Below are 24263 nucleotides of genomic sequence, written 5' to 3'. Positions count from 1 at the left end.
TTCGCTATTTGAGCATTGCGAGAGGTACCACTTGGTTGTAGTGGGTTGATGAAAATGTAAACTTGACGGTCAGGCTGCATCCGGTTTTCGATGATATGCAGCGTTGAAACTGGACGGCCCGATGATTGACTGGACATACCTCGCCCGTAGGGTACCCGTTGCCATATTATGCTATACGGCAGGCGTGATCGCCTTGAGGCTGGCACTTTCGCCATTCCTCGATATTGACGAGGCCCAGTTCGTCGGCTCAGTTGACTTCGCCTGGATATATGGCAATTCCCACCCGCCGCTTTACAACTGGCTTGTCCGGCTTGGTCTCACCCTGACTGGCTGGAACTGGGTGGCCGCAACCGTTCTTGTACGTCTGTGCCTGCTCGGCCTTTACCACTGGCTGTCCTTCGACACCGCCCGCCGCCTCGGCGGGGACCGCGCCGGGGTGCTGGCGTTGGCTGCCTCGGCTTTGCTGCCTCAAATTGTATGGATGTCGATTCAGACAACCGCACACACGCTTCTTGTGATTGTCGCATCCATCGGCGTCATTCACGCCTTGACTCTGATCCGATCAGGCCGAGGCTACAGCGCTTACGTGTGGCTCGGTGTATGGGCCGCGATTGGCGGGCTCGCAAAATACAATTTCTTCATATTCCTGTTCAGTTTCCTCATTGCCTGTGCGTTGAATCTGAATATCCGTCGACAGGTTTTCCGCAAACCTGCGTGGATTTCTCTTGCCATTTTTGTGGTGGCCATGTGCCCCATTGTCGTTGCGTCTCTTAATGCACCTTTGGCGGCCACAGCCGGGCGAATGGCCAAGCTCAACCATCCGATACCCATGCTCCAACCGCTTGATCTGCCCTGGTTTGGAGTAGATGGCGTTCTCAGTCTTGTCATTTCGGCATTCCTCTGGTCCGGCCCTGCTCTGCTGATCTTCCTGATCGGCAGGCGGAAGGATGATCCCAAGCCCGCTCCGGACGGTGACGCCGATGTCAGAAAAGTACTGTTCCGAACCATTGTCATCGGTCTGACAGCCTTTGGCCTGATCGTGTTTTTTGCCGATTATCATTCGGTGGCCGAGCGCTATATGGCACCCATTCTGGCACCGACTGCCATTTTGCTGGCGTTGTATTTCCCGCAAAAGTACGGCGCGCGAAATCTCCTCGTTATATCCGCAGGCTTTTATCTGCTGGCTCCGACCGCCTTTGCCATCGTCATGCTTTTTGGCGCAGAACGGCTGTCAACGCCATTTGATGCTGTGGCGGGCGCCATTCGCGCGCAGAATTCGACGCCGGCACGCATTGCGGGCGACAGGCAGGATGATGGGGCCAATGTTGCAGTTCAGTTGAATTGGCCGCCCGCGAGTGGCAGCGCCGACGATATTGTTCTTGTCTGGCGCGGTGACGATGCACCAAACGAAGATACGCTTGAGCGGCTACCGGCCGATGCAGTCGCCGCCGGCCCTGTCACAAAGGTCGTGAGCCCGCTTAGAAACTTCAGCGGACGAACACGGACCTTCAGCTTTCAGCGCTATTCATCTCACTCACCGCTTCCGGATCAGAATACCGGCGGCTGAGCCAAAAGACACCCACGGTGTCGAGGAATGCGACCGCAGCGCGATCGAAGAATCCATACTTCGAGACTCCGGCTAAACGCGGGCGATCTTCCACGTCAATCTCGACCACAGGCAATCCAGCCCGGACCGAGAGCGCTGGAAGAAAGCGATGCATATTGTCGAAGTAGGGCAACCCTTTTGCAACGCTCGCAGGCAAGACCTTGAAACCGCACCCCGCGTCCCTGCAGTTATCCTTAAGAAGTCGCTTGCGTATGAAATTGGCAGATTTCGATGTCAGCAGCTTCACCACGCCGTCATTGCGGCGCTTCCTGACGCCGGCAAAAAGCACAGGCGGAGATTTTTCGATACGCTGCCAAAGTTGCGCCAGATCTGACGGATTATTCTGCCCGTCCCCATCAAGCGTTGCGATCCATTTGCCCTTGGCGGCCTGAAACCCGCTCACAAGCGCCCTGGATTTTCCGGTCCGTTTTTTGTGCTGGAGAACGCGAACATGATGGCCGGCATTCAAGGCTTCTTCTGCCGAGCCATCAGCGGATCCATCGTCCACGATGAGTATCTCATAGACTGCGATGCCCGAAAGGGCCTGATTGATTTCAGTGACAAGTGCACCGATGTTTCCCGATTCATTGTAGACAGGAATTACGACTGTCAGGTCGGCCATTTCAAAAATCCAGAAATCGTGATGGGCCTGCCGCATTCCGATCAGATTCGGGTTGTGCCCGGCCTGGTATGAATATCATTGCATCAGCGCAATGCGTCAGAAATTTAAATCTATTACCGCTCCCATAGCATTCAAAACGGGAAAGCAAAACAAATGTTCACAGCGAGGAACACACCAATACCTGGAATGGAGGCTGAACCGACTATGTTTCACGTAAGAGTGAAGCTCACGCCGCAATTCCGCCATCCCATTTGATACTAAAGTGATAGCATCACGCTAATATCCGGCGTGGATGGTTTATGGTTAATAGTTCATTAATCGAAGTCTTCCTATTGTCGGCTCTAATCATAATTTATTTCGGTCCGCATATGCGTTTTCAGGTTTCACAGGCAAAGATCGGTTCGGGGAAGGGTATAGGCGCGCATGCAGGCCTCCTTCTTCTGTTGTTTGCCTGCGTTTTACCTGCGAAGGCTCAGGAACAGGTCGACGCAAAACGCGCCGAAACCGTCAAACAGCTGGATGAAATCGCCGGCCAGATCAGCTTGTCTTCGGAACGGGTCGCCTCGCTCGACAAGGAAATCGCTGATCTGAAGAAAGATCAGACGACTATAACAGCTGCGCTTATCCAGTCGGCCAAGACCGAAAAGAAACTGGCTGAAGATATCGCCGGGATCGGCGATAAGCTGACGGATCTGCGGGAACGGGAAGATGGCGTAAAACTCTCCCTGAGAGAGCGCCGGGGTGCCCTCGCCGAGGTTCTGGCCGCCTTGCAGCGTATGGGGCTCAATCCACCGCCCGCTATTCTTGTCCGCCCCGATGACGCACTTGCTTCAGTCCGAAGTGCTGTTCTGCTTGGAGCTGTTGTTCCTGAAATGCGCGAACAGACCGAAATATTGATTGCGGATCTCAAGGAATTGACCCGGATCAAGACATCGATCTCGGACGAGCAGACGCGATTGACCGCTGCTCTGTCGGGACAGGCGGAAGAAAAGAAGCGGCTGGATCTGCTGCTCGCCGAAAAACAGAAGCTGCAGTCGACTTCGGAAGAGACACGCAAGGCCGAACAGCAACGATCCGAAGATCTGGCAAAAAAAGCCACCTCGCTGCGCGATCTTATCGCCTCGATGGAACAGGATATGGAGGAGGCGCGTAAAGCAGCCAGCGCCGCCAATCAGCAGGAAGAACAAAAACTCGCGGCCAGCCAGGAACGCGCCGATAATTTTGCCTCCAATCAGGAACGCCTTTCGGCCAAGGTGAATTTTGCTTCGCTCAAAGGGCATCTGTCCATGCCGGGCGCCGGCAAACTTATCAGGCATTACGGCGACGACGACGGTTTGGGTGGCATTTTGCAGGGCGACACGCTCGAAACTCCTGCCGGAGCGACGATTACCTCGCCCACGGATGCAGTGGTCCTTTATGCCGGCGCATTCCGGTCCTATGGTCAACTCTTGATCCTTGACGCCGGCAATGGCTATCATGTCGTTTTGGCGGGTATGAAGAGAATCAATGTTTCGCAGAATCAGTTCGTTTTGGCGGGAGAGCCGGTCGGTGTGATGAACGAGCAACTTGTAGCCAGTACCGGCACCGTTCAGATGGGAAATGGAGCGCCAATGCTTTACATTGAGTTCCGAAAAGATACAAAACCTGTTAATCCCGCTCCTTGGTGGGCGGATAGGCTCGCTGGAAGGACCACAAATGATACGTAGGTTAACGCTTCTCATGGCCGGAGCCCTGTTGGGCGCGACGGCAATGGTCGTTGTGCAGGGTTCGCTGCCCACAACCGCTGCAGAAGCTGCGGGCAACGATACATACAAACAACTGTCGATTTTCGGTGACATCTTCGAGCGCGTCCGGGCTCAGTATGTCACGCCGCCGGATGACAAGAAGCTGATCGAAAGCGCCATCAATGGCATGCTGACGTCGCTTGACCCCCATTCATCCTATATGAACGCCGAGCAGGCGCAGGATATGCGCGTCCAGACAAAGGGCGAGTTCGGTGGCCTTGGTATTGAAGTCACGATGGAAAACGAACTTGTAAAGGTCATTTCTCCCATTGAAGACACACCAGCATCCAAGGCTGGCGTTCTTGCCGGCGATTATATCTCGCAGATTGATGGCACCGATGTTCGCGGGCTGACATTGACCGATGCCGTCGACAAGATGCGCGGCGACGTCAACACCCCGATCGAACTGACACTTATCCGTCAGGGTGCCGACAAGCCGATCAAGCTGACGATCGTCCGTGACGTCGTCAAAGTGAAGGCCGTGAAATACCGCGTTGAAAACGAAGTTGGTTATGTCAGGGTTATTTCCTTCACGGAACAGACCTTTGAAGACCTGCAGAAAGCAATCAAGGATATCCAGAGCAAGGTACCGGAAGACAAGCTGAAGGGCTTTGTGCTCGATCTGCGCCTCAACCCGGGCGGTCTTCTGGATCAGGCAGTTGCCGTATCCGATGCTTTCCTGGACAAGGGCGAAGTCGTATCCACCCGTGGCCGCGATCCTCAGGACATCACGCGGTTTGATGCCCGTCCGGGCGATCTGATCAACGGCAAGCCGCTGATTGTCCTGATCAATGGCGGTTCGGCCAGCGCCTCTGAAATCGTCGCGGGTGCATTGCAGGATCATCGCCGGGCAACGGTGCTTGGCACACGTTCTTTCGGCAAGGGTTCTGTTCAGACAATCATCCCGCTGGGTGAAAATGGCGCGCTGCGTTTGACAACGGCGCTTTATTATACACCTGCCGGCAAGTCCATTCAGGGCAAGGGCATCGTTCCTGATATTGCAGTCGATCAGCCGTTGCCTGATGATCTCAAGGGCCGCGCTGAGCCCATGAGTGAATCCAGCCTGAAGGGACATATCAAGGGCGTTCAGGAAGATGCTGAGGGCTCGGGCTCCATTGCCTATGTACCACCGGATCCAAAGGACGATCTGCAGCTGATCGAAGCCTTGAAGCTTCTGCGCGGCGAACAGGCCAATGCAGCCTTCCCGGCAGACCCGACAAAGGGTGTCCCGAACTGATATCAACAATGGGGATCAGGCGCCTTGTCTGATCCCCTCTTTCTTTGACACTTCCTTCCGTTCCCTCTCCCTCATCGGCCGAAGCGCGTGAATTCCGACATCAACAGGCCGCTGGGACAAAACAGCAAACGGCCTCAAGAAAGACCAGGTCGCAAGGCTGGCACTCGCTGGCTGCTGTCTACTGTTGCCATTATGGGGATAGGTGCAGCTGCGCTGGTGATTTCACTGACAAGCAATCATGGTTTTCGCAATCCTTCTCCGGAGCCGAAAAAACCGAAGCTTATTGAGGCAACACCGCAGCTCCCACCAAAGAACGATCCAGCAGCGAGCAAGCGACCAGCAGCAACGGTGACGCAGGAGAATGTGACAACCAGTCCCGGCGGCCCTAAAATAATCATCGTGGGCGATCCGGGCAGGCAGTCGCAGAACCCTCTGACTGCGCATATCCCGGATCGCGATCTGCTTGAGATGACTGCTCAGGGGCCATTGCCGATCACCGCATCGGACGGTCGACGGTCACTCGATGTCTACGCGCGGTCGTGGTCCGGCGCACGCGGTGCACGGGTTGCAATTGTGATCGGTGGGCTCGGCATGTCCCAGACGGGCACACAGCGGGCCATAGGCACACTCCCTGCGGAGATCACGCTGGCCTTTGCCCCCGAAGGAAACAGCCTTACCCGTTGGATGCAAACGGCACGCCAGAATGGTCATGAACTGCTGATGCAGCTCCCCCTCGAACCATTTGATTACCCGCGCGTCAATCCCGGCCGCAACACGCTGACAGTCGATGCGCCAGCCACGGAGACACTCGACAATCTCCACAAGGCCATGGGGCGCATTACCAACTATACCGGGGTCATGAATTACATGGGTGCCCGTTTTACCGCCGACACCAAAGCGATGACTCCGGTGATGCAGGACGTAACAAAGCGCGGCCTGCTTTATCTTGATGATGGCAGTTCGGCCCGCAGCCAGGCTGACATGATCGCCGCACAGCAGGGGACGCCCTTTGCCGCCGCTGACATCCTGATTGACGGCGCACAGGATCGGGGCAGTATTCTCAAGAAGCTCGATGAACTCGAGCGCATCGCTCGCGCCAAGGGCACGGCCATTGCTACCGGCTCGGCCTTTGACGTGACCGTTGACGCCGTTACTGCCTGGGCAAACGAAGCCAAGACCCGGGGCATTGAGATTGTACCGGTTTCCGCCCTTGTCCGGGACCCTGAAAAGGGCTAGGCACCCATCATCACGACCTTCTGCAGCGGAGTATTCTCATGAGCAAGAAACATGGGCCAGTTGATCCGGATACACTCCCCTATCGGCCTTGCGTCGGCATCATGGTTCTCAACGCTGAAGGGCTTGTCTGGGCGGGTCATCGCATTGTCATACCCAATGACGAGATGGAAGGCGCAACCCAGCTTTGGCAGATGCCGCAGGGTGGTATCGACAAGGGCGAAGACGCGGAGATTGCAGCGCGCCGGGAGCTCTATGAAGAAACCGGCATGAAAACCGTTTCCCTGCTCGCAGAAGCGCCGGACTGGATCAACTATGACCTGCCGCCGGAACTCGTCGGGCTGGCACTGAAAGGCAAGTACCGCGGCCAGACACAGAAATGGTTTGCCTACCGTTTTGACGGCGACGAAAGCGAGATCGCCATCAACCCGCCGCCCGGTGGCCACACGGCTGAATTCGACGCATGGGCGTGGAAGCCAATGGTTCAACTCCCGGATCTGATCGTGCCGTTTAAACGCGAGGTCTACGAGCAGGTCGTCGCTGCTTTCAGGCATCTGGCGGATTGATCCGCACTATTTCCCGCCTGCATTTCTGTTGTGCGTGGTTCGACAAGCTCACGATGAGGGGGATGGATGATTGCGCAAAGCTAACCCCGTAACTTCGGTATATCTCGTTGAAAAACCACAACCTTACCGCTCCTATATCTTCGAGCTCCTCCCTTTGTGTCATCCTCGGGCTTGACCCGAGGACCCACGGCAAAGAGTATAGCCCTATCTAGAAATGCAAAGGGATCCAGCGAACTGGCTGCACAAATTCTTCTTCGTTGCGGATTGACTAAACTGGGATGCATTAAGCCAGTTGGAACGGCGGAGTTCCTCGCTCGTGGGTCCTCGGGCTAAGCCCGAGGATGACGAAGAGGGAGGACCTTGTGATAAGATCCTGCAACCCAGTTCAAACAAAAAAAGCGGACCAAAAGGCCCGCTCTAATCATTACCGAGGCTTGGAAATCAATCAAGCAGCCTTGATGGCTTCCTGCAGCGTTGTCAACTGGCCGAGAAGATCTTCTGCCTTGGCCTTTTGTTCGCGCGTCGTCGCATCTTCGAAGTCTTCCTTCGCGTCCTTTATGCGGTTCTGCAGCTCATCAGCCTTTATATCGGTGACGTGTACCGCCGATTCCGCGAGGAGAATGCATCCGTCCGGTGTCACGTCGACGAAACCGCCGAATACGACATAGCTGTCCGGCTTGCCGTCCGCCGTCTTCACAGTCACGACACCTGGCTTGATCGTCGCCATCAGCGGCGCATGATGTGCCATCACAGTCATGTAACCTTCCGTGCCCGGAACCACAACTTCGGTGACCTGTTCCGAGAGCAGCAGACGTTCTGGCGATACGAGTTCAAAATGGAAGGCTTCTGCCATGATATTCACTCAATTCCTGCGGTCATTGACCTGATAGAAGGGATGGCCTTGACAAGAAAGGGCGGGCCGAAGCCCGCCATTATGTTCCAGATCAGGCAGCTTCAGCTGCCAGACGCTGTGCCTTTTCGATCGCCTCGTCAATCGAGCCGACCATGTAGAATGCTGCTTCCGGCAGGTGATCGTAGTCACCGTTGCAAAGACCTTTGAAGCCCTTGATGGTGTCAGCCAGATCAACCAGCTTGCCCGGCGAACCGGTGAAGATTTCAGCAACGAAGAACGGCTGCGACAGGAAGCGTTCGATCTTGCGGGCGCGGGCGACCGTGATCTTGTCTTCCTCGGACAACTCATCCATGCCGAGAATGGCGATGATGTCCTGCAGGGACTTGTAGCGCTGCAGGATCGACTGAACCTGACGGGCAATCTGGTAGTGTTCTTCACCAACGATCAGCGGATCGAGCATGCGTGATGTCGAGTCGAGCGGATCCACAGCCGGATAAATACCCTTTTCAGAGATCGCACGGTTAAGGTTCGTCGTCGCATCCAGATGCGCAAAGGATGTCGCAGGAGCCGGATCGGTCAAATCGTCGGCGGGCACGTAAATGGCCTGCACGGATGTGATCGAACCCTTGTGGGTCGTGGTGATGCGTTCCTGCATCTGGCCCATGTCGGTTGCCAGCGTTGGCTGATAACCCACGGCGGACGGGATGCGGCCCAACAGAGCCGACAATTCCGAACCAGCCTGCGTGAAGCGGAAAATATTGTCCACGAAGAACAGAACGTCCTGACCCTCATCGCGGAAATGCTCGGCAACTGTCAGACCGGAAAGCGCAACACGGGCACGGGCCCCTGGCGGCTCATTCATCTGACCGTAAACGAGTGCAGCCTTGGAGCCTTCACCGCCGCCAGCCTTGTTCACGCCGGACTCGATCATTTCGTGGTAAAGGTCGTTGCCTTCGCGGGTACGTTCACCCACGCCGGCGAATACCGAGTAACCACCATGCGCCTTGGCCACGTTGTTGATCAGTTCCATGATCAGAACGGTCTTGCCAACGCCAGCACCACCGAAGAGGCCAATCTTACCGCCGCGTGCATAGGGTGCAAGCAGATCGATAACCTTGATGCCGGTCACCAGAATCTGGGCTTCGGTCGACTGCTCGACATATTCCGGAGCTGGCTGATGGATAGCGCGTGTCAGCTTTGTCTTGATCGGGCCGGCTTCATCAACCGGTTCACCGATAACGTTCATGATACGGCCGAGCGTTGCTTCGCCGACTGGAACCATGATAGCCGAACCGGTGTCATACACGGGCTGACCGCGAACCAGACCTTCGGTCGAATCCATGGCGATCGTGCGAACAGTGTTCTCACCCAGATGCTGGGCAACTTCCAGAACAAGACGATTGCCGAGGTTGTCGGTTTCGAGCGCGTTCAGAATCTTTGGCAGATCGCCTTCTTCGAAATGAACGTCCACAACGGCGCCGATGACCTGGCTGATGCGACCGGCAGTGCCGGTTGCCTTCACGGTCGTCTTTGGCGTTGCCGATGCCTTGGCGCTCTTGGCTACCGGAGCAGCCTTTACTTCAGCCTTCGGAGCGGCGGCCTTTGCAGCGGCTGCTGGCTTGGCTGCGGCTGCCTTTGTGGCTGCCTTGGGTGCAGCTGCTTTGGCGGCTGCGGGTGTTTTCGGGGTCGCTGCTTTTGCCATCGATCCTTACCTTCGCGATTAGAGCGCTTCCGCGCCCGAAATGATTTCGATCAGTTCTTTGGTGATCTGAGCCTGACGCTGGCGGTTGTACGACATTGTCAGCTTGTTGATCATGTCACCGGCATTGCGGGTTGCGTTGTCCATGGCGGACATACGCGCACCCTGCTCCGATGCCGCGTTTTCGAGGAGAGCGCGGAAAACCTGGACGGAAATATTGCGTGGGATCAGATCGCCAAGAATGGATGCCGGATCCGGCTCATATTCATAAACCGCATCGCCTGCCGTTTCCGGTTCGGCATCGCCGATGGCGCTTGCGGGAATCAACTGCTGGGCAGTTGGTATCTGGGAAATCACCGACTTGAATTCCGAATAGAACAGCGTCGCAACGTCAAACGCACCTTCATTATAAAGGTCGATGATCTTGTGACCGATCGCATCAGCATTGACAAAGCCGAGCTGCTTCACATCGCGCAGATCAACGTGATCGATGATATGCTTGCCGAGATCACGGCGCAGGATATCCGCGCCCTTCTTGCCGACAGTGATGATCTTGACCGTCTTGCCGTCCGCAAGCAGACGGCGTGCATGTTCACGGGCCAGACGGGCGATCTGCGAATTGAAACCACCGCAGAGACCACGCTCCGATGTGCAGACGATGAGCAGATGCACATCGTCCTTGCCGGTTCCGCTCATCAGTACAGGAGCATCATCACCATCCACATTGGCAGCGATGTTGGCCAGCACAGCAGCCATACGCTGTGAATAGGGACGCGCGGCTTCCGCAGCTTCCTGCGCACGACGCAGCTTCGCCGCGGCGACCATCTGCATCGCCTTGGTGATTTTCTGCGTCGCCTTGACCGAGGCGATCCGGTTTCTCAGATCCTTTAACGAAGGCATCCGTTCATCCCGTCAGTGGTTACGCGAAAGACTTGGCGAAGGCGTCAACTGCAGCCTTCAGCTTGCCTTTGATGTCGTCGCTCAGCTGCTTTTCCTTGGCGATTGCGTCGAGAACATCCTTGTTCTCGGTGCGCAGCCATGTGAGCAGGCCCTGCTCGAACTTGCTGACCTGATTGACGGCCAGCTTGTCGAGATAGCCGTTCACACCCGCGAAAATCACGGCAACCTGCTCTTCAGTCTTCAGCGGCGAGAACTGCGGCTGCTTGAGAAGTTCAGTGAGGCGTGCGCCACGGTTGAGAAGACGCTGGGTCGATGCATCGAGATCGGAACCGAACTGCGCAAAGGCAGCCATTTCACGATACTGCGACAGCTCACCCTTGATCGAACCGGCAACCTGCTTCATCGCCTTGATCTGCGCGGCAGAACCGACGCGGGACACCGACAGACCGACGTTAACGGCAGGACGGATACCCTGATAGAACAGGTTGGTTTCAAGGAAGATCTGACCGTCGGTGATCGAAATCACGTTGGTTGGGATATAAGCCGAAACGTCGTTCGCCTGCGTTTCGATAACCGGCAAAGCAGTCAGCGAACCGGCACCATTTTCGTCATTCAGCTTTGCCGAACGCTCGAGAAGGCGGGAATGCAGATAGAAAACGTCGCCGGGATAAGCTTCACGGCCCGGAGGACGGCGCAGCAGCAACGACATCTGGCGGTAAGCCACAGCCTGCTTCGACAGATCGTCATAACCGATCAGCGCGTGCATACCATTGTCACGGAAGTATTCGCCCATGGCGCAGCCGGCGAACGGTGCAAGATACTGCATCGGAGCAGGATCAGAGGCCGTAGCAGCCACAACGATCGAGTATTCGAGCGCGCCGCGTTCTTCAAGGATCTTGACGAACTGGGCAACAGTGGAACGCTTCTGACCGATAGCAACGTAAACGCAATAAAGACGCTCGCTCTCATTGCCGGCATCATGCGCAGGCTTCTGGTTGAGGAACGTGTCGAGAATGATCGCCGTCTTGCCGGTCTGACGATCGCCGATGACCAGTTCGCGCTGGCCGCGGCCAACGGGGATCAGGGCATCGATGGCCTTGAGGCCGGTCGACATTGGCTCATGCACCGACTTGCGGGGGATGATGCCGGGAGCCTTGACGTCAACGCGCGAACGCTGCTTCGCCTTGATCGGGCCCTTGCCGTCAATCGGATTGCCGAGAGCGTCAACGACGCGGCCAAGCAATTCCTTGCCGACAGGAACGTCAACGATAGCGCCTGTGCGCTTGACGATGTCGCCTTCCTTGATGTCACGGTCCGAACCGAAAATAACAACACCAACGTTGTCGCTTTCAAGATTCAGGGCCATGCCACGGGTACCGTCCGGGAATTCGACCATTTCACCGGCCTGAACATTGTCCAGACCATATACACGAGCAATACCGTCACCGACGGACAGAACCTGACCGACTTCGGAGACTTCTGCCTCCTTGCCGAAATTCTTGATTTGCTCTTTCAGGATTGCGGAAATTTCCGCGGCGCGGATGTCCATCAGCCGACCTCTTTCAGTGCAAGCTTAAGCGAAGAAAGTTTTGTGCGAAGTGAAGTGTCGATCTGGCGGGACCCCAACTTGACGATGAGACCTCCAAGGATCGACGGATCAACAGTGACATTGATTGTCACGTCCTTGCCGGCGACGCTTTTCAGCGTGGCCTTCAATTCAGTTTGCTGCGCTGCCGTCAGGGCATGCGCAGAAGTAACATCGGCCGAAACCTCGCCGCGATTCTCGGCAGCGATATTGCGGAACGCCTGGATCATGGAAGGAACCGCGAACAGGCGGCGGTTCGTTGCCACGACACGAAGAAAGTTGGCCACAAGACCGCCGATCTTGGCTTTGGCCAGGATCGCGGAGATAGCCTTGACCTGATCTTCCGCGGAGAAAACGGGGCTCTCGATGAGGCGCCTCAAGTCAGCACTGCCATTGACGAGCGCTTCAAACTGGCCCAGATTCTTTTCTACATCAGCGACTGATTTTGCTTCCAGCGCGAGGTCGAACAGTGAACCCGCATAACGCTGGGCAACACCGGATATGAGCGACGAAGTTTCTGCCACGAACGACAAGCTCTCTGCGTTGAAGCCAAAAATCGGGAAACCAAAAGGAATTTTCGGTCAAATCTTTGGCATTATTGATTTTTTATCGCCCCGGAAACAACTCTGAAACTGTCCCCCGACGAGATTTGAATGCCGTCTAGCATAGAGAAGCAGGAGTCGCAACACGCGAATCCGCTAAAACTGGCGTCAGAATTGCCGCAGCGGCAAATTTTGAATTAGACACTCAACTTTTGGACGACCCGCCTAGGCAATAAAGCCGAAGGCGAACAGGAGTGGCCCCACTGCCAACGCCAGCTCGATCAGCACGGAAATCCAGTTGTAAAGTGTATTGCCCCGGTCCGACATCATCGAGATCAGGCGGCCAAAAACCGTGAACCCCCAGGAGGCCCCGAGCGCGATCCACAGAAACGGTTGCGCAAAGAGCAGGGCGCAAAGCCCAAGTCCCAGATAGAACCCTGCCATTGTGGCCCGCGCCTCGGACAGCGCTTCCGGATGCGCCGGAACAGGTTGCAGACGTAGTATCCTGAATGCAATGCGGGGTGCAAAAAACAGGATCAGGCCAAAAAAAACCGTGACGCCAGCAGAACTCCAGGCGATCCACTCGCCTTGACTGGCTGGCCAATACAATTCGATCATTCTTGCGTCCCCGCTGCGTTAACCATTTCCGCTGTTTGCTTATAGAAAACTTTGCGGGTCGATATCAATCTGAACGCGCACTGATCCACGCTCTTTTGGTCCGGCACTCAGAATTGCGCGAATGAAATTCTGGATGTCTGCCTTGCGTGTTCCGTGGATCAGCAGACGAAAACGATGCTGCCCCCGGATAAGGGCAAGCGGCGCTTCTGCCGGACCGAGCACATTGATCTCTGGCGATTGCGGGGCAGCACGGCGCAATGCCCGCGCGTGGTTTTCCGCTTCCGCCCGCGTTCCGGCTGAGATGATAAGGGCACCCAACCTTCCATAGGGCGGCAAACCGGATCTTTCCCGCTCCTCGATTTCCCGTGCATAGAAGGCATCCGCATCACCGGAGACAATCGCACGCATGACAGGATGATCCGGCTGATAGGTCTGCAGAAGGCCCAGACTCTTCTTGCCGGTGCGTCCTGCCCGGCCGGTCACCTGGCTCAGCAACTGGAACGTCCGTTCTGCTGCCCGCGGGTCGCCATTGGCCAGACCAAGATCGGCGTCGACCACGCCCACCAGCGTCATATTGGGGAAGTTGTGTCCCTTTGCGACAAGCTGCGTGCCGATAACAATATCGGCTTCACCGCGTGCAATTGCATCCAGCTCCAACCGCAGCCGCTTCACCCCCATCAGATCGGAAGACAGGACAATGATCCGCGCCTCGGGAAAGGTTTTCTCCGCTTCCTCGGCAATACGCTCGACACCCGGTCCGCAGGCGACGAGATGATCCAGCGTCCCGCAGGAAGGACAGGCCTCCGGCCGCGGTTCCTTGTGTCCGCATTGATGGCAGACAAGCTGGCCGCGAAACCGATGCTCGACCAGCCAGCTTGAGCAGCACGGACACTGAAAGCGATGCCCGCACACCCGGCACAGCGTCAAAGGCGCATAGCCACGGCGATTGAGAAACAGCAGTGACTGTTCCTTGCGCTGCAAGGTCTGGTTCATCGCCTCGACCAGCGCCGGGGACAGGAAGCCACCGGGACGCGGCGGCGAGCGGCGCATATCGATGGCTTTCAGATCCGGCATCGCCGCTTCCGCATAACGGCCTGTCAGGCGGATCCGGTTATAGCGGCCCTGCAGGGCGTTGACCTGGCTCTCGACGGACGGCGTGGCGGAAGCCAGAATGACTGGGAAGCTGCCGATATGCCCACGAACCACTGCCATGTCGCGTGCATTGTAGAAAACGCGGTCCTCCTGTTTGTAGGCAGGGTCATGTTCTTCATCCACAATGATGAGGCCCAGATCCCGAAAGGGCAGGAACAGTGCCGAGCGCGCGCCTGCGACAACCCGCACCTGTCCTTCCATCACCTGCCGCCAGACACGCTCGCGCGTTTTCGGTGCGAGATCAGAATGCCATTCCGCGGGTTTCGAGCCGAAACGATCGTGGAAGCGTTCCAGAAACTGCTGGGTCAGGGCGATTTCAGGTAGAAGGATCAGCACCTGCTTTCCCTGCCCGATCGCCTTTGCCACCGCTTCAAAATAGACTTCCGTCTTGCCGGAACCCGTCACGCCATCCAGCAGGGAAACGGAGAAACCGCGTGACGAAACTGCATCCACCAGCTGTTTTGCCGCATCGGCCTGATCACCGGAGAGCTGGGCCGGTGCATAGTCCGGATCAGGCGGCGCAACGACGGGACGTGCGGGGATCATGACTTCCTCGAACACGCCTTGCGCCGAAAGCCCGTCGATCACCGTTGCCGAAACCCCCGCGGCGTGGGCCAAGCCCGTGCGGGTCCATGCAAGGCCGTCACCAGCCAGTTCAAGCACCCGCGAGCGCGCACCAGTCATCCGTTCCGGTTGCTGGCCGGAAAAACGCAGACCCGGCACCGGTGGCTCTGGATCGAAAGCAGCAGGCACGCGCAGGACCATCCGAGCCACCATGCCCGGTGGCGAGATCGTATAATCCGCCGCCCAGCGCATGAAGCGCATCATGTCATTGTCCACAGGAGGACAATCGAACAGCTCCGAGATCGGCCGCAGCTTTTTCGCATCAATCGAATCAGTCGAACCCTCTGTCACAATCCCCGCAACCTCGCGCGGACCCAAGGGGACACGAACAATTGAGCCGGCTTTTACCTCCATTCCTTCCGGCACAGCATAGCTGTAGGGCTTCGCTGCCGGCATAGGCACGAGCACTGGGACAATTTTTTGCGCGGAAGGCGAATCTTGCTTCATAACCTCGTGACCTTGGCGCGGCTTTCAGTTAAAGAAAAGCCACTTTTCCGGGACACCATCCCTTTAGCCCCATTTAAGGAGGACTGCTCCAATGAAATTTTTTGTCGATACTGCTGATGTGAAGGATATCCGTGAGCTGAACGATCTCGGATTGCTAGACGGCGTAACAACCAATCCGTCGTTGATCCTCAAATCCGGTCGCAGTATCCTGGAAGTCACCAAGGAAATCTGCAGCATCGTCGATGGTCCGGTTTCTGCAGAGGTTGCAGCTGTCGAATATGAGCAGATGATGAAGGAAGCGGCGGTTCTTTCCAAGATCGCCAAGAACATCTGCATCAAGGTTCCGCTGACGCTCGATGGCCTGAAGGCCTGCAAGGCGCTCAGCTCCGATGGCCACATGGTCAACGTAACGCTGTGCTTCTCCGCCACCCAGGCGCTGCTTGCTGCCAAGGCCGGCGCCACATTCATCTCGCCATTCATTGGCCGCATCGATGACATGGGCATCAACGGCATGGATCTGATTGCGGAAATCCGCACGATCTATGACAATTACGATTACAAGACAGAAATCCTTGCCGCATCGATTCGCACGGTCAACCATGTCAAGGAAGCTGCGCTGATCGGCGCCGACGTTGCCACCATCCCGCCGGCAACACTCAAAGCACTGGTCAAGCATCCGCTGACCGACAAGGGCCTCGAGACCTTCCTCGCAGATTGGGCTAAGACTGGTCAGAAAATCGCCTGATACAGGCATATCCCTTTTAAGACAAAACGCCCGCCGGTTCAAAACCGGCGGGCGTTTTGTTTATGGGTGTCGCTGGCGAAATCAACCCGCCTCGTACCGGCCAAAGAACTACAACAGATCAGCGTGGTGGCGCTGTGCGACATCCGGATGCGAGCGCAGGCGCCCCTTGAGATAGTTGCGCCCGACTTCCCGGAACAACGGATTGTCCGGGTCGGAGTCGGCACCACCCGCTTCCCGCGCAAGATCGTCCGGCAGCGTCAACAAAGGCACATTGGCATTGAGATCCGCGCCGAAGAAGAACGCGACCGATAGCCTGTCCTTACCCGATGGCGGCGTGACGACCCGGTGCACGGTCGCCTTGAGATAACCATTCGAGGCCAGCTCGAGAATTTCACCGATATTGATGACGAAAGTACCGGAAACCGGTGTGGCATCAATCCACCCGCCATCCTTTTCCACCTGCAAACCGCCCTGCACGTCCTGCAGGAGCAGGGTCAGAAAACCGCTATCCTTGTGTGCGCCCACACCTTGATCGCTGCCTGTTGCGTCACGGCCGGGATAGCGGATGATTTTCAGGTGCTGGTTGGGCGCCTTTTCATAGATCGGCTTGAAAACATCCTTGTCCTGCCCAAGTGCTGTTGCAAAGGCCTGCAGCAGCTCGATGGCAACACGGGTCAGCTCGTTCTGCCATTCCAGCACTGTGGATTTCAGATCAGGCAGGGTGTCCGGCCACTGATTCGGCCCCTGCAGCCGCGACCATGCGGGCGTTGCTGTGTCCTGTTTGACGACCGCTCTTTCTGCTCCCACATCAAACTGCTCGCGCCAATCCGCCTGTCCTTTGGTCCGCTCCCAGCCCGCACGGGTGTAACCGCGAAAATGCGGGGAATTGACCATTTCGACGGCGAGCTTGTCCACGTCCGGCATGGCAAAGAACCGTTTGGAAACAGCGACAACATCTTTTTGCAATTGCTCTGAAACGCCATGGCCACTCAGATAGAAGAAACCATAGGTCCGCGCTGCATGGCGCAAGTCCTCGAAGAAAGCTTCCCGTTGCGCAGGATCACGATAACGCCTGAAATCAAGTGTTGGCAGTGTGTCGGTTTTGGGCAGGGCGCTCATGGTCCGGGTCTCCGCATGCAAACAGATTGTCTATCTCGGTGCATTCAACTTCAAGGTGTTTTTTGCTTGTAAAGCTGGTCCAGAATCTGGCGCTCGAAGAAGGCAAGTTCCGGCGACGCATGCCGCCGCGGCCGCTCCACCGGAATGGGCAGATCAAGGGCAATCCGGCCGCTGTCGATCACAACAACACGATCCGCGAGGGCAACCGCTTCCGCCACGTCATGGGTCACCAGCACTGCTGTAAATTTCTTGCTGAGCCAGATACGTTCAAGCAATTGCTGCATTTCAATGCGGGTCAGGGCATCAAGCGCACCGAGCGGCTCGTCCAGAGCCAGAATGCTGGGGTGGCCAACCAGCGCACGCGCCAGAGCCACCCGCTGACGTTGACCACCCGACAACACCGAGGGCCACTCTTCGCTGCGATCTGCCAATCCGACTTCTGCAAGGATATCCAGGCTCTTCTTCCGGACCTCCACTCCTTTGGCGATACCGGTCAACCCGACATCCACGTTGGCTCCAACCCGTGCCCATGGCAGGAGACGCGGTTCCTGAAACATGATGCGCGTGCGTTTCTGATCCTTTGTTTCATCAGCATGAACAAGTTCGCCTGATGTTGGTTTGTCGAGCCCGGCCAGCAACCGCAGCAATGTGCTCTTTCCACATCCGCTCTTGCCGATCACGGCAACGAACTGGCCGTCATGCACATCAAGGTCGACACCCTGCAGCACGGTCTTGTCACCGAAGCGTTTGGTAACGTTACGGAACGAGAAGGCAATCTTGCGCTCCTGTGCCGTTACGGTCGCACGCGCTGTGGTTTCGGTAAAGGATTGGCGGGCAGTAATGGTTGCTGCAGTCATCGTCGTTCCTCACGCGTTTTGAAAGGCGGGATGCCATTGCAGGCAAAGCCGCTCGAGATAGCGCGCCAAAGTATCAGCGAGTTTTCCGAGAAGCGCATAAATCAGGATTGACAGGACAACCACATCGATCAGCAGGAACTCTCGAGCCTGCATGGCCATATAGCCAAGGCCGGAGGATGCGGAGATCGTCTCGGCCACAATCAGCGTCAGCCACATGATCCCGAGCGCATAACGCAGCCCGACGAAGATGGAGGGCAAGGCGCCCGGCAGGATAACCCGGACAAACAGTTGTGAACGGGACATGCCGTAGATACGGCCCATTTCAACCAATTGCGGATCGACACCCTGAATACCGAGAAGCGTATTGATGTAGATCGGAAAGAAAACGCCGAGCGCAACCAGAAACAGTTTTGCTTCCTCGTCGATACCGAACCACAGGATCACCAGCGGGATCAGCGCAAGATGCGGGATATTGCGGATCATCTGGATGGTGGTGTCGGTGAGGCCGCGGCTGAGCGCTGAAAGCCCGTTGGCAAGGCCGAGACCAAAGCCGATGGCACCGCCGACGGCGAAGCCGCTCAAGGCCCGCAGCGTCGATATGCGTATATTTTCAAGCAGTTCGCCTGACAGAAGCAGTTTCCAGAAAGCTGCGCCCACGGCAGAAGGTGCAGGCAGGACATTGGCCGAGATGACACCGGCGCGGGATGCGATTTCCCACCCGACAAGCAGAAGGGCGGGAAGCAGCCAACCTATGGCGCTACGGCCGATGGATTGAAGCGCCCTGCTCATGAAGTAGCCTGCAACCGCTTGGCTCCGTGTGAACCAACGGCAAATTCGTTCGCAATCTCTTGTCGAAGTGTGTTCTTCCGCCCACCCAATCCCAATTTCGGGAACAATAGCTCGGCGACGCGATAGGCTTCTTCAAGATGCGGATAACCGGAGCCGATAATTGTATCGATACCCACGTCCTGATATTCGCGGATCCGCGCCGCAATGCTTTCGGGATTACCAACCAGCGCTGTGCCCGCACCGCCGCGCACCAGCCCGACACCTGCCCACAGATTGGGCCCGACAAGCAGCTTGTCACGACGTCCGCCATGCAGTTCCGCCATGCGGCGCTGACCAACCGAATCCATTTCCTTGAGGAAGCGCTGCTGCGCAATCTCGATCTGCGCATCGGTCACGCGGCTGATCAGCCTGTCAGCCGCTGCCCAAGCCTCGTCCTCGGTTTCGCGAACAATGAAATGCAGCCTTATGCCGAACCGCAGCTTGCGCCCCTTGAGTGCTGCCCTCTTGCGCGCGCGCTCGATCTTTTCGGCAACCTGCGCCACTGGTTCACCCCAGGTCAGATACATATCCACCTGCTCGGCTGCCAGATCCTGACCCGCATCGGATGATCCGCCAAAGTAAAGCGGCGGCGGGGTCTGAACCGGCAACAAATCGAGCCGCCCGCCCTGAACGCGGTAATGCTTGCCCTCGAAATCAACGGTCTCGCCGGTCACCAGTCCCCGCCAGATTTTCAGGAACTCGGCCGCCTGTTCGTAACGTTGATCATGCGGCAGGAAGACGCCATCGCCTGCGAGTTCCGTCGGGTTGCCGCCGACAACCACGTTGAGCAGCAGTCGGCCGTTGCTGAGCCGATCAAGCGCCGCAGTCTGCCGCGCGGCAAAAGCTGGCGAGACAATGCCGGGGCGCAGTGCAACCAGAAACTTCAATCGCTCCGTATGGGCGGCAAGACCTGTGGCCGTAATCCAGGAGTCTTCACAGCTTTGCCCCGTCGGCAGCAGCACGCCCGGGAAACCCAACCGGTCCACGGCCTGGGCAATCTCCTTGAAATAGGCGAACTCGGGCGGCCGTTGCTGTGTCTCCGACCCAAGATAGGTTCCATCCCCATGGGTTGGAATGAACCAGAAAAAGTCGAGCGGGGCTTGCGAGGCGTTTGCTGGCTGCGTCATGACGGGTATCCAGTTCTTTCCAAGGTGCGGGATGGGTTCCACATCCCCAGTTGTTTGCTCAGTTACCGGGTGCCGTCCAAACGGCATCGGAAATCTTGATGGCTTTCGGGATCAGTTTCAGCTTGAAGAAACGATCCGCCGTTTCCTGTTGATGCGCGATGATCTCGGGAGTGATTGGAAAGATCCCGAATACGGAACGGTTTGCTGCAATGGTCTGCGCTTCGAGCGGAACACCTGTAACTTCATGCAGCGCCGCTGCAACCTTGTCCTTGTTTGCATCGGCCCATGTGGCGGCTTCCTTCAAGGCGGCAACCGTTGTGGTCACGACATCGGGATGCGCAGCGGCGAAGTCGCGGTTTGCCAGAAAGTACGTGTTGACGTCGAGCACATCACTGGAGCGCGCCAGAATGCGGGGCTGATAACGGGTTTCGGCAATGGCAAAGAACGGATCCCAGACCGCCCACGCATCAATCTTGTCGCTGGCAAAGGCTGCCGCTGCATCGGCGGGACTGAGGTAGATGGGCGTGATCTCGTCATAACCGACCTTCGCCTTTTCAAGGGCAGCCACGAGCAGGTTGTGCGCACTTGTTCCCTTGCCAACACCAACCTTCTTGCCTTTCAGATCGGCCAGAGACTGGATTGAAGAACCCGGCTTGACGAAAATCGCCTCACCTTTGCCATTGGATGGCAGCGCAGCGACATAGACAATGGCCGAACCCGCGGACTGTCCGAAGATCGGCGGGGCATCGCCAACCCATCCCACATTGATGCTGCCGACATTCAGCGCCTCAACCAATGGCGGACCAGCAGAAAATTCGACCCATTTGACCTTGATGCCTTTCGGCTCGAGCGCCTTTTCAACGACCTTCTGCTGCTGGGCAATGACCGGCAAGCTCGTTTTCTGAAAGCCGATCTTGAATTCCTGTAACGGTTCGACGGCAAAAGAGGCCGTTGCAGCCAGTGCCGCAACAGCCAATACAGCTGCACCAAATAATCTGCGTGTCAGTATGGACATGGGTCTCTCGCAATTCTGCCGGTTGGGAACACGTCATCAAAAGCGATCGACGGTCTCCTGTCTGATCAGGAACTGCTGCAATGCTATTCAACCCGACTATTTCTATAGAGAAAATATATTTCATATAATGCAGGCTATGCGGATTGGTTTTCCGATAACCGCGCCCGCTCAAGCAAAGGCGGGCGATTTCACGCCGTGCCTCTCATTTGCGAGCAATTTATTCCTTCCCGGCCCAAGGCACGAGTAGCCGCTCGAGCCGCCGGATTCCGATCTCCAGAATGAACGCCACACCGGCAATAACGAAAATGCCCATGATAACCACATCCGTGACCAGAAACTGCGCCGCGGACTGAATCATAAATCCAAGGCCGCGTGTGGCAGCCACCAGTTCGGCGGCAACCAGCGTCGACCATCCTGCACCTAGCGCAATACGCAACCCGGTCAGGATGTTGGGAAGTGCACTTGGCAAAATCACATGACGGATAACCTGCAACCGTGTGGCCCCGAGCGCCCTCGCAGCATTGATCCGGTCGAGGGATGCACCTTTGACACCCGCGGCCGTTGAAATGGCAATGGGCGCCAGCATGGCAATCGCGATCACCAGGATCTTGGACGGCTCGCCTATGCCAAACCAGATAATGACCAGCGGCAGATAGGCCAGCGGCGGAATCGGTCTGATGAACTCGATGATCGGATCGAATATGCCGCGCCCGACGGCACTGACACCAATGGCGATGCCTGCGGGAACAGCCACAAGCAATGCAAACAACAGCGCGGCAAACACCCGCAACAGGCTTGCAAGGAGATGCTGCCACAATGTGGCGTCGACAAAACCATTGGTCGCGACTGAATAGAACTTCCACAGCACCGCCGCCGGTGAGGGCAGAAAAACCGGAGAAACCAGTTTGAAATGCGCCGAGACGATCCAGAGCAGCAGCAAGCCAGTAACGGTCACTGCGCTGGCAATGCGCGCAGTTCGTTTCGCTGAGGGCTTTGCCTTCGGCTCCGTCGGTACGCTCCCGACAGCAGCATCTGCAATATCACCGCTGGCTTCTATGGAGAGTGTCATGCAGTCTCTCCTTCGAAGATGGAATCCTCGAGCTCGGCACGGGCCCGATTGAACGCCGGGTCAGCCTTGATCGACCGTACGGGTTCGCCGCCCACATAGCGGCGGCCAAAACCGGCCTCCATCTGCCTGACAATCCTACCTGGACCCGGAGCGAGCACCACGATACGCGTTGCGAGCAGCAGCGCCTCGTCAATGCCGTGGGTCACCATAAGAACGCCAACGGAGTTGGCGGCCCAGATATCGAGAAGCAGTGTCTGCATACGCTCACGCGTCAAGGCATCAAGTGCACCCAGCGGCTCGTCCATCAACAGAAAATCCGGCTCCGCCGCCAGTGCCCGGGCGAGCCCAACCCTTTGGCGCATACCGCCGGACAATTCCCAGATCGCCTTACCGCCGATGCCATCGAGCTTGACCCGTTCAAGCAGGCGCGTTGCGGCAGCGTCCCTTTCCTGTTGAGGCACTCCGCGCAGTTTCAGGGCAAAGCCGACATTGTCCTTTACGCTCAACCAGGGAAATAGCGCGTCATTCTGAAATACAACGGCGCGATCAGCACCCGGTGACGTGATGTTTCTCCCATCCACCGTCACCGCTCCTCCGGTAGGCGTGACCAATCCGGCAGCCGTGTTGAGCAATGTCGTCTTGCCGCAACCGGACCGGCCCACCAGCACGACGAAATCACCCGATTTGACAGAAATGCTGGCCTGCACGACGGCTGGCTGCGTCTGACCTTCGTAGTGAACGGAAACATGATCGAGAACGAGATGTGCCATGGGGTCTACCGGTTGAACGGCGGCGTCCGTGGCCTTTCCGGCGGTCGGGGGAGTGGGTACCCCGAAGACCGGAAAGGACACACGAACGCCCCCGCACTATCAAGATTTGAACTCAGTTCGATGCGATTGCCGCCTCCACGAACTTTGCCGTTGCATATTTCGAGTAGTCGGGAAGGACAGCGTCGATCTTCCCCTGCTCTTTGAGAAACTCGGACGTGGCTGCAATTGCTTTAACCGTGTCACCCCCCAGAAACTTGGCAGACGCCTGTTCCGTCAGCGTCGGGAAAACATAGCCCTTCAACAGAAGCGGCACATCATCCACCTTTGCACCGGTCAGGCGGCTGATCTTCTCGGCCTGCGGCGATGTCGCGGACCATGCATCCGGTTTCGCCAGATAATCAGCATAGGCCGCACCGGTTACCTTGACGAAATCGCGAACGGCATCCGGGTGTTTTTCGGCGAATTCCGTGCGGACGATCCAGGCGTCAAATGTGGGCGCGCCCCACTGCGCCACCTTCGATGAATCGACGATGATTTTCCCACTGGTCCTGATCTGGCCAAGTGCCGGATCCCACACGTAGGCCGCGTCGATATCGCCACGCTCCCACGCTGCAGCGATCTCGGGCGGACGCAGGTTGAGGATATTGACGGATTGTGAATCGACACCTTCATGCTTCAATGCGGCAAGCAGGCTGTAGTGTGTCGTTGACACAAAGGGGACAGCCACTTTCTTGCCGGCCAAATCCGCAATCGTGCTGACATTGGAACCGTTGCGGGCGACCAGTGCTTCCGATTCGCCGATGAGGCCGACGACAAGAATGGTCTGGATCGGTAGCTCACGGCTGGCGGCAGCCGCCAGCGGGCTGGACCCGACATAGCCGATATCAACTGAGCCGGAAGCGACTGCGGCGATGACATCCGCTCCGGAATCAAACTTCCGCCAATCGATTTTGGCGGCCGCTGCCTTTTCATAAGCAGCGTCCGCCTGCGGGACCTTCGATGGCTCGACCACCGTCTGATAGCCGATAGTAATCTTCAGATCTTCCGCCTGTGCGGTGGAAAACGCCCCGAGACTGAAGAGAACAGTCGTCGCAGCAAGGAAATGGCGGCGGGTAAACATCGGTGATCCTGACCTGTTGAAACATTTCTGTTCCAACTCTGGTCGCCTCTACTCGAATTGTAGAGTTACGATCTGCCAAGATTCTGCCGCTAGGAGAAAATTATTTCTTCCGGCGATGCTTCTCCAGAGAAATGACGGTAAACAA

Annotated in this window: 22 protein-coding genes; 6 read left to right on the top strand and 16 right to left on the bottom strand. The window is 57.0% G+C overall.

Going from position 1 to position 24263, the window contains the following annotated elements; translation table 11 throughout:
* Positions 1–121 precede the first annotated feature (121 nt).
* Positions 122–1567 carry an ArnT family glycosyltransferase gene (locus FHW16_RS08590; RefSeq protein WP_182548647.1) on the top strand — a complete coding sequence of 482 codons (1446 nt, stop codon included), beginning with the start codon at positions 122–124 and terminating at the stop codon, positions 1565–1567.
* Here the strand turns inward: FHW16_RS08590 and FHW16_RS08585 are convergent.
* Positions 1509–2228 (bottom strand): glycosyltransferase family 2 protein, encoded by a 720-nt coding sequence (locus FHW16_RS08585; RefSeq protein ID WP_182548646.1) that lies wholly within the window; start codon positions 2226–2228, stop codon positions 1509–1511. The two genes, FHW16_RS08590 and FHW16_RS08585, sit on opposite strands and share 59 nt — an antisense overlap.
* Before the next feature lie 368 nt (positions 2229–2596).
* On the opposite strand from FHW16_RS08585, the gene FHW16_RS08580 reads away from it, so the two are divergent.
* The 4 genes from FHW16_RS08580 to FHW16_RS08565 all read left to right on the top strand — a co-directional run bounded on the left by FHW16_RS08580 (position 2597) and on the right by FHW16_RS08565 (position 7048).
* A complete protein-coding gene (locus FHW16_RS08580) occupies positions 2597–3934 on the top strand; it encodes a murein hydrolase activator EnvC family protein (RefSeq protein ID WP_182548645.1) in 1338 nt (445 codons plus the stop codon).
* The gene (locus tag FHW16_RS08575) at positions 3924–5249 is read left to right on the top strand and encodes a S41 family peptidase (RefSeq protein WP_182548644.1); all 1326 of its coding nucleotides are present in this window, start codon (positions 3924–3926) and stop codon (positions 5247–5249) included. Before FHW16_RS08580 ends, FHW16_RS08575 begins: the two co-directional genes overlap by 11 nt.
* A gap of 216 nt (positions 5250–5465) precedes the next feature.
* Positions 5466–6485 carry a divergent polysaccharide deacetylase family protein gene (locus FHW16_RS08570; RefSeq protein WP_348643863.1) on the top strand — a complete coding sequence of 340 codons (1020 nt, stop codon included), beginning with the start codon at positions 5466–5468 and terminating at the stop codon, positions 6483–6485.
* 38 nt (positions 6486–6523) lie between these two features.
* The gene (locus tag FHW16_RS08565) at positions 6524–7048 is read left to right on the top strand and encodes an RNA pyrophosphohydrolase (protein WP_182548642.1); all 525 of its coding nucleotides are present in this window, start codon (positions 6524–6526) and stop codon (positions 7046–7048) included.
* 445 nt (positions 7049–7493) lie between these two features.
* Here the strand turns inward: FHW16_RS08565 and FHW16_RS08560 are convergent, their stop codons facing one another.
* The 7 genes from FHW16_RS08560 to FHW16_RS08530 form a co-directional block, all read right to left on the bottom strand.
* Positions 7494–7901 (bottom strand): F0F1 ATP synthase subunit epsilon, encoded by a 408-nt coding sequence (locus tag FHW16_RS08560; RefSeq protein WP_182548641.1) that lies wholly within the window; start codon positions 7899–7901, stop codon positions 7494–7496.
* Positions 7902–7992: 91 nt separating this feature from the next.
* Positions 7993–9603 (bottom strand): F0F1 ATP synthase subunit beta, encoded by a 1611-nt coding sequence (gene atpD, locus FHW16_RS08555; protein ID WP_182548640.1) that lies wholly within the window; start codon positions 9601–9603, stop codon positions 7993–7995.
* Positions 9604–9621: 18 nt separating this feature from the next.
* On the bottom strand, positions 9622–10500 hold the full coding sequence (locus FHW16_RS08550) for a F0F1 ATP synthase subunit gamma (RefSeq protein WP_182548639.1): 879 nt from the start codon (positions 10498–10500) through the stop codon (positions 9622–9624).
* A gap of 19 nt (positions 10501–10519) precedes the next feature.
* Positions 10520–12049: a F0F1 ATP synthase subunit alpha gene (gene atpA, locus FHW16_RS08545; protein ID WP_182548638.1), complete on the bottom strand. Its 1530-nt coding sequence runs from the start codon at positions 12047–12049 to the stop codon at positions 10520–10522.
* Positions 12049–12609: a F0F1 ATP synthase subunit delta gene (locus tag FHW16_RS08540; protein WP_105734626.1), complete on the bottom strand. Its 561-nt coding sequence runs from the start codon at positions 12607–12609 to the stop codon at positions 12049–12051. Before FHW16_RS08540 ends, atpA begins: the two co-directional genes overlap by 1 nt.
* Positions 12610–12852: 243 nt before the next feature.
* Positions 12853–13245 carry a DUF4345 family protein gene (locus FHW16_RS08535; RefSeq protein WP_182548637.1) on the bottom strand — a complete coding sequence of 131 codons (393 nt, stop codon included), beginning with the start codon at positions 13243–13245 and terminating at the stop codon, positions 12853–12855.
* Between the two features lie 39 nt (positions 13246–13284).
* A complete protein-coding gene (locus FHW16_RS08530; protein ID WP_182548636.1) occupies positions 13285–15468 on the bottom strand; it encodes a primosomal protein N' in 2184 nt (727 codons plus the stop codon).
* A gap of 91 nt (positions 15469–15559) precedes the next feature.
* On the opposite strand from FHW16_RS08530, the gene fsa reads away from it, so the two are divergent.
* Positions 15560–16213: a fructose-6-phosphate aldolase gene (gene fsa, locus FHW16_RS08525; RefSeq protein ID WP_182548635.1), complete on the top strand. Its 654-nt coding sequence runs from the start codon at positions 15560–15562 to the stop codon at positions 16211–16213.
* A 108-nt stretch (positions 16214–16321) separates the two neighbouring features.
* Here fsa and FHW16_RS08520 read toward each other — a convergent pair whose 3' ends face one another.
* The 8 genes from FHW16_RS08520 to tauA all read right to left on the bottom strand — a co-directional run bounded on the left by FHW16_RS08520 (position 16322) and on the right by tauA (position 24118).
* Positions 16322–17332 (bottom strand): isopenicillin N synthase family dioxygenase, encoded by a 1011-nt coding sequence (locus FHW16_RS08520; protein ID WP_182548634.1) that lies wholly within the window; start codon positions 17330–17332, stop codon positions 16322–16324.
* Positions 17333–17382: 50 nt separating this feature from the next.
* The gene (locus tag FHW16_RS08515) at positions 17383–18189 is read right to left on the bottom strand and encodes an ATP-binding cassette domain-containing protein (protein WP_182548633.1); all 807 of its coding nucleotides are present in this window, start codon (positions 18187–18189) and stop codon (positions 17383–17385) included.
* A 9-nt stretch (positions 18190–18198) separates the two neighbouring features.
* Positions 18199–18978 (bottom strand): ABC transporter permease subunit, encoded by a 780-nt coding sequence (locus FHW16_RS08510; RefSeq protein WP_182548632.1) that lies wholly within the window; start codon positions 18976–18978, stop codon positions 18199–18201.
* Complete coding sequence (ssuD, locus tag FHW16_RS08505; RefSeq protein ID WP_182548631.1) at positions 18975–20144, bottom strand: FMNH2-dependent alkanesulfonate monooxygenase; 1170 nt, start codon at positions 20142–20144, stop codon at positions 18975–18977. The genes FHW16_RS08510 and ssuD overlap by 4 nt, the downstream gene beginning before the upstream one ends.
* Positions 20145–20202: 58 nt before the next feature.
* Positions 20203–21159 carry an aliphatic sulfonate ABC transporter substrate-binding protein gene (locus tag FHW16_RS08500; protein WP_182548630.1) on the bottom strand — a complete coding sequence of 319 codons (957 nt, stop codon included), beginning with the start codon at positions 21157–21159 and terminating at the stop codon, positions 20203–20205.
* 217 nt (positions 21160–21376) lie between these two features.
* Positions 21377–22228 (bottom strand): ABC transporter permease subunit, encoded by an 852-nt coding sequence (locus FHW16_RS08495; RefSeq protein ID WP_182548629.1) that lies wholly within the window; start codon positions 22226–22228, stop codon positions 21377–21379.
* On the bottom strand, positions 22225–22998 hold the full coding sequence (locus tag FHW16_RS08490) for a taurine ABC transporter ATP-binding protein (RefSeq protein ID WP_182548628.1): 774 nt from the start codon (positions 22996–22998) through the stop codon (positions 22225–22227). Before FHW16_RS08490 ends, FHW16_RS08495 begins: the two co-directional genes overlap by 4 nt.
* 112 nt (positions 22999–23110) lie before the next feature.
* Positions 23111–24118, bottom strand: coding sequence for a taurine ABC transporter substrate-binding protein (tauA, locus tag FHW16_RS08485; protein ID WP_182548627.1), 1008 nt, complete (start codon positions 24116–24118; stop codon positions 23111–23113).
* Positions 24119–24263 lie beyond the last annotated feature (145 nt).

Source organism: Phyllobacterium myrsinacearum (assembly GCF_014138285.1).
GTDB classification, from domain to species: Bacteria; Pseudomonadota; Alphaproteobacteria; order Rhizobiales; family Rhizobiaceae; genus Phyllobacterium; species Phyllobacterium myrsinacearum_A.
The sequence above is the reverse complement of the archived record's forward strand: the minus strand, read 5'-3'. Positions and strand labels throughout refer to the sequence as shown.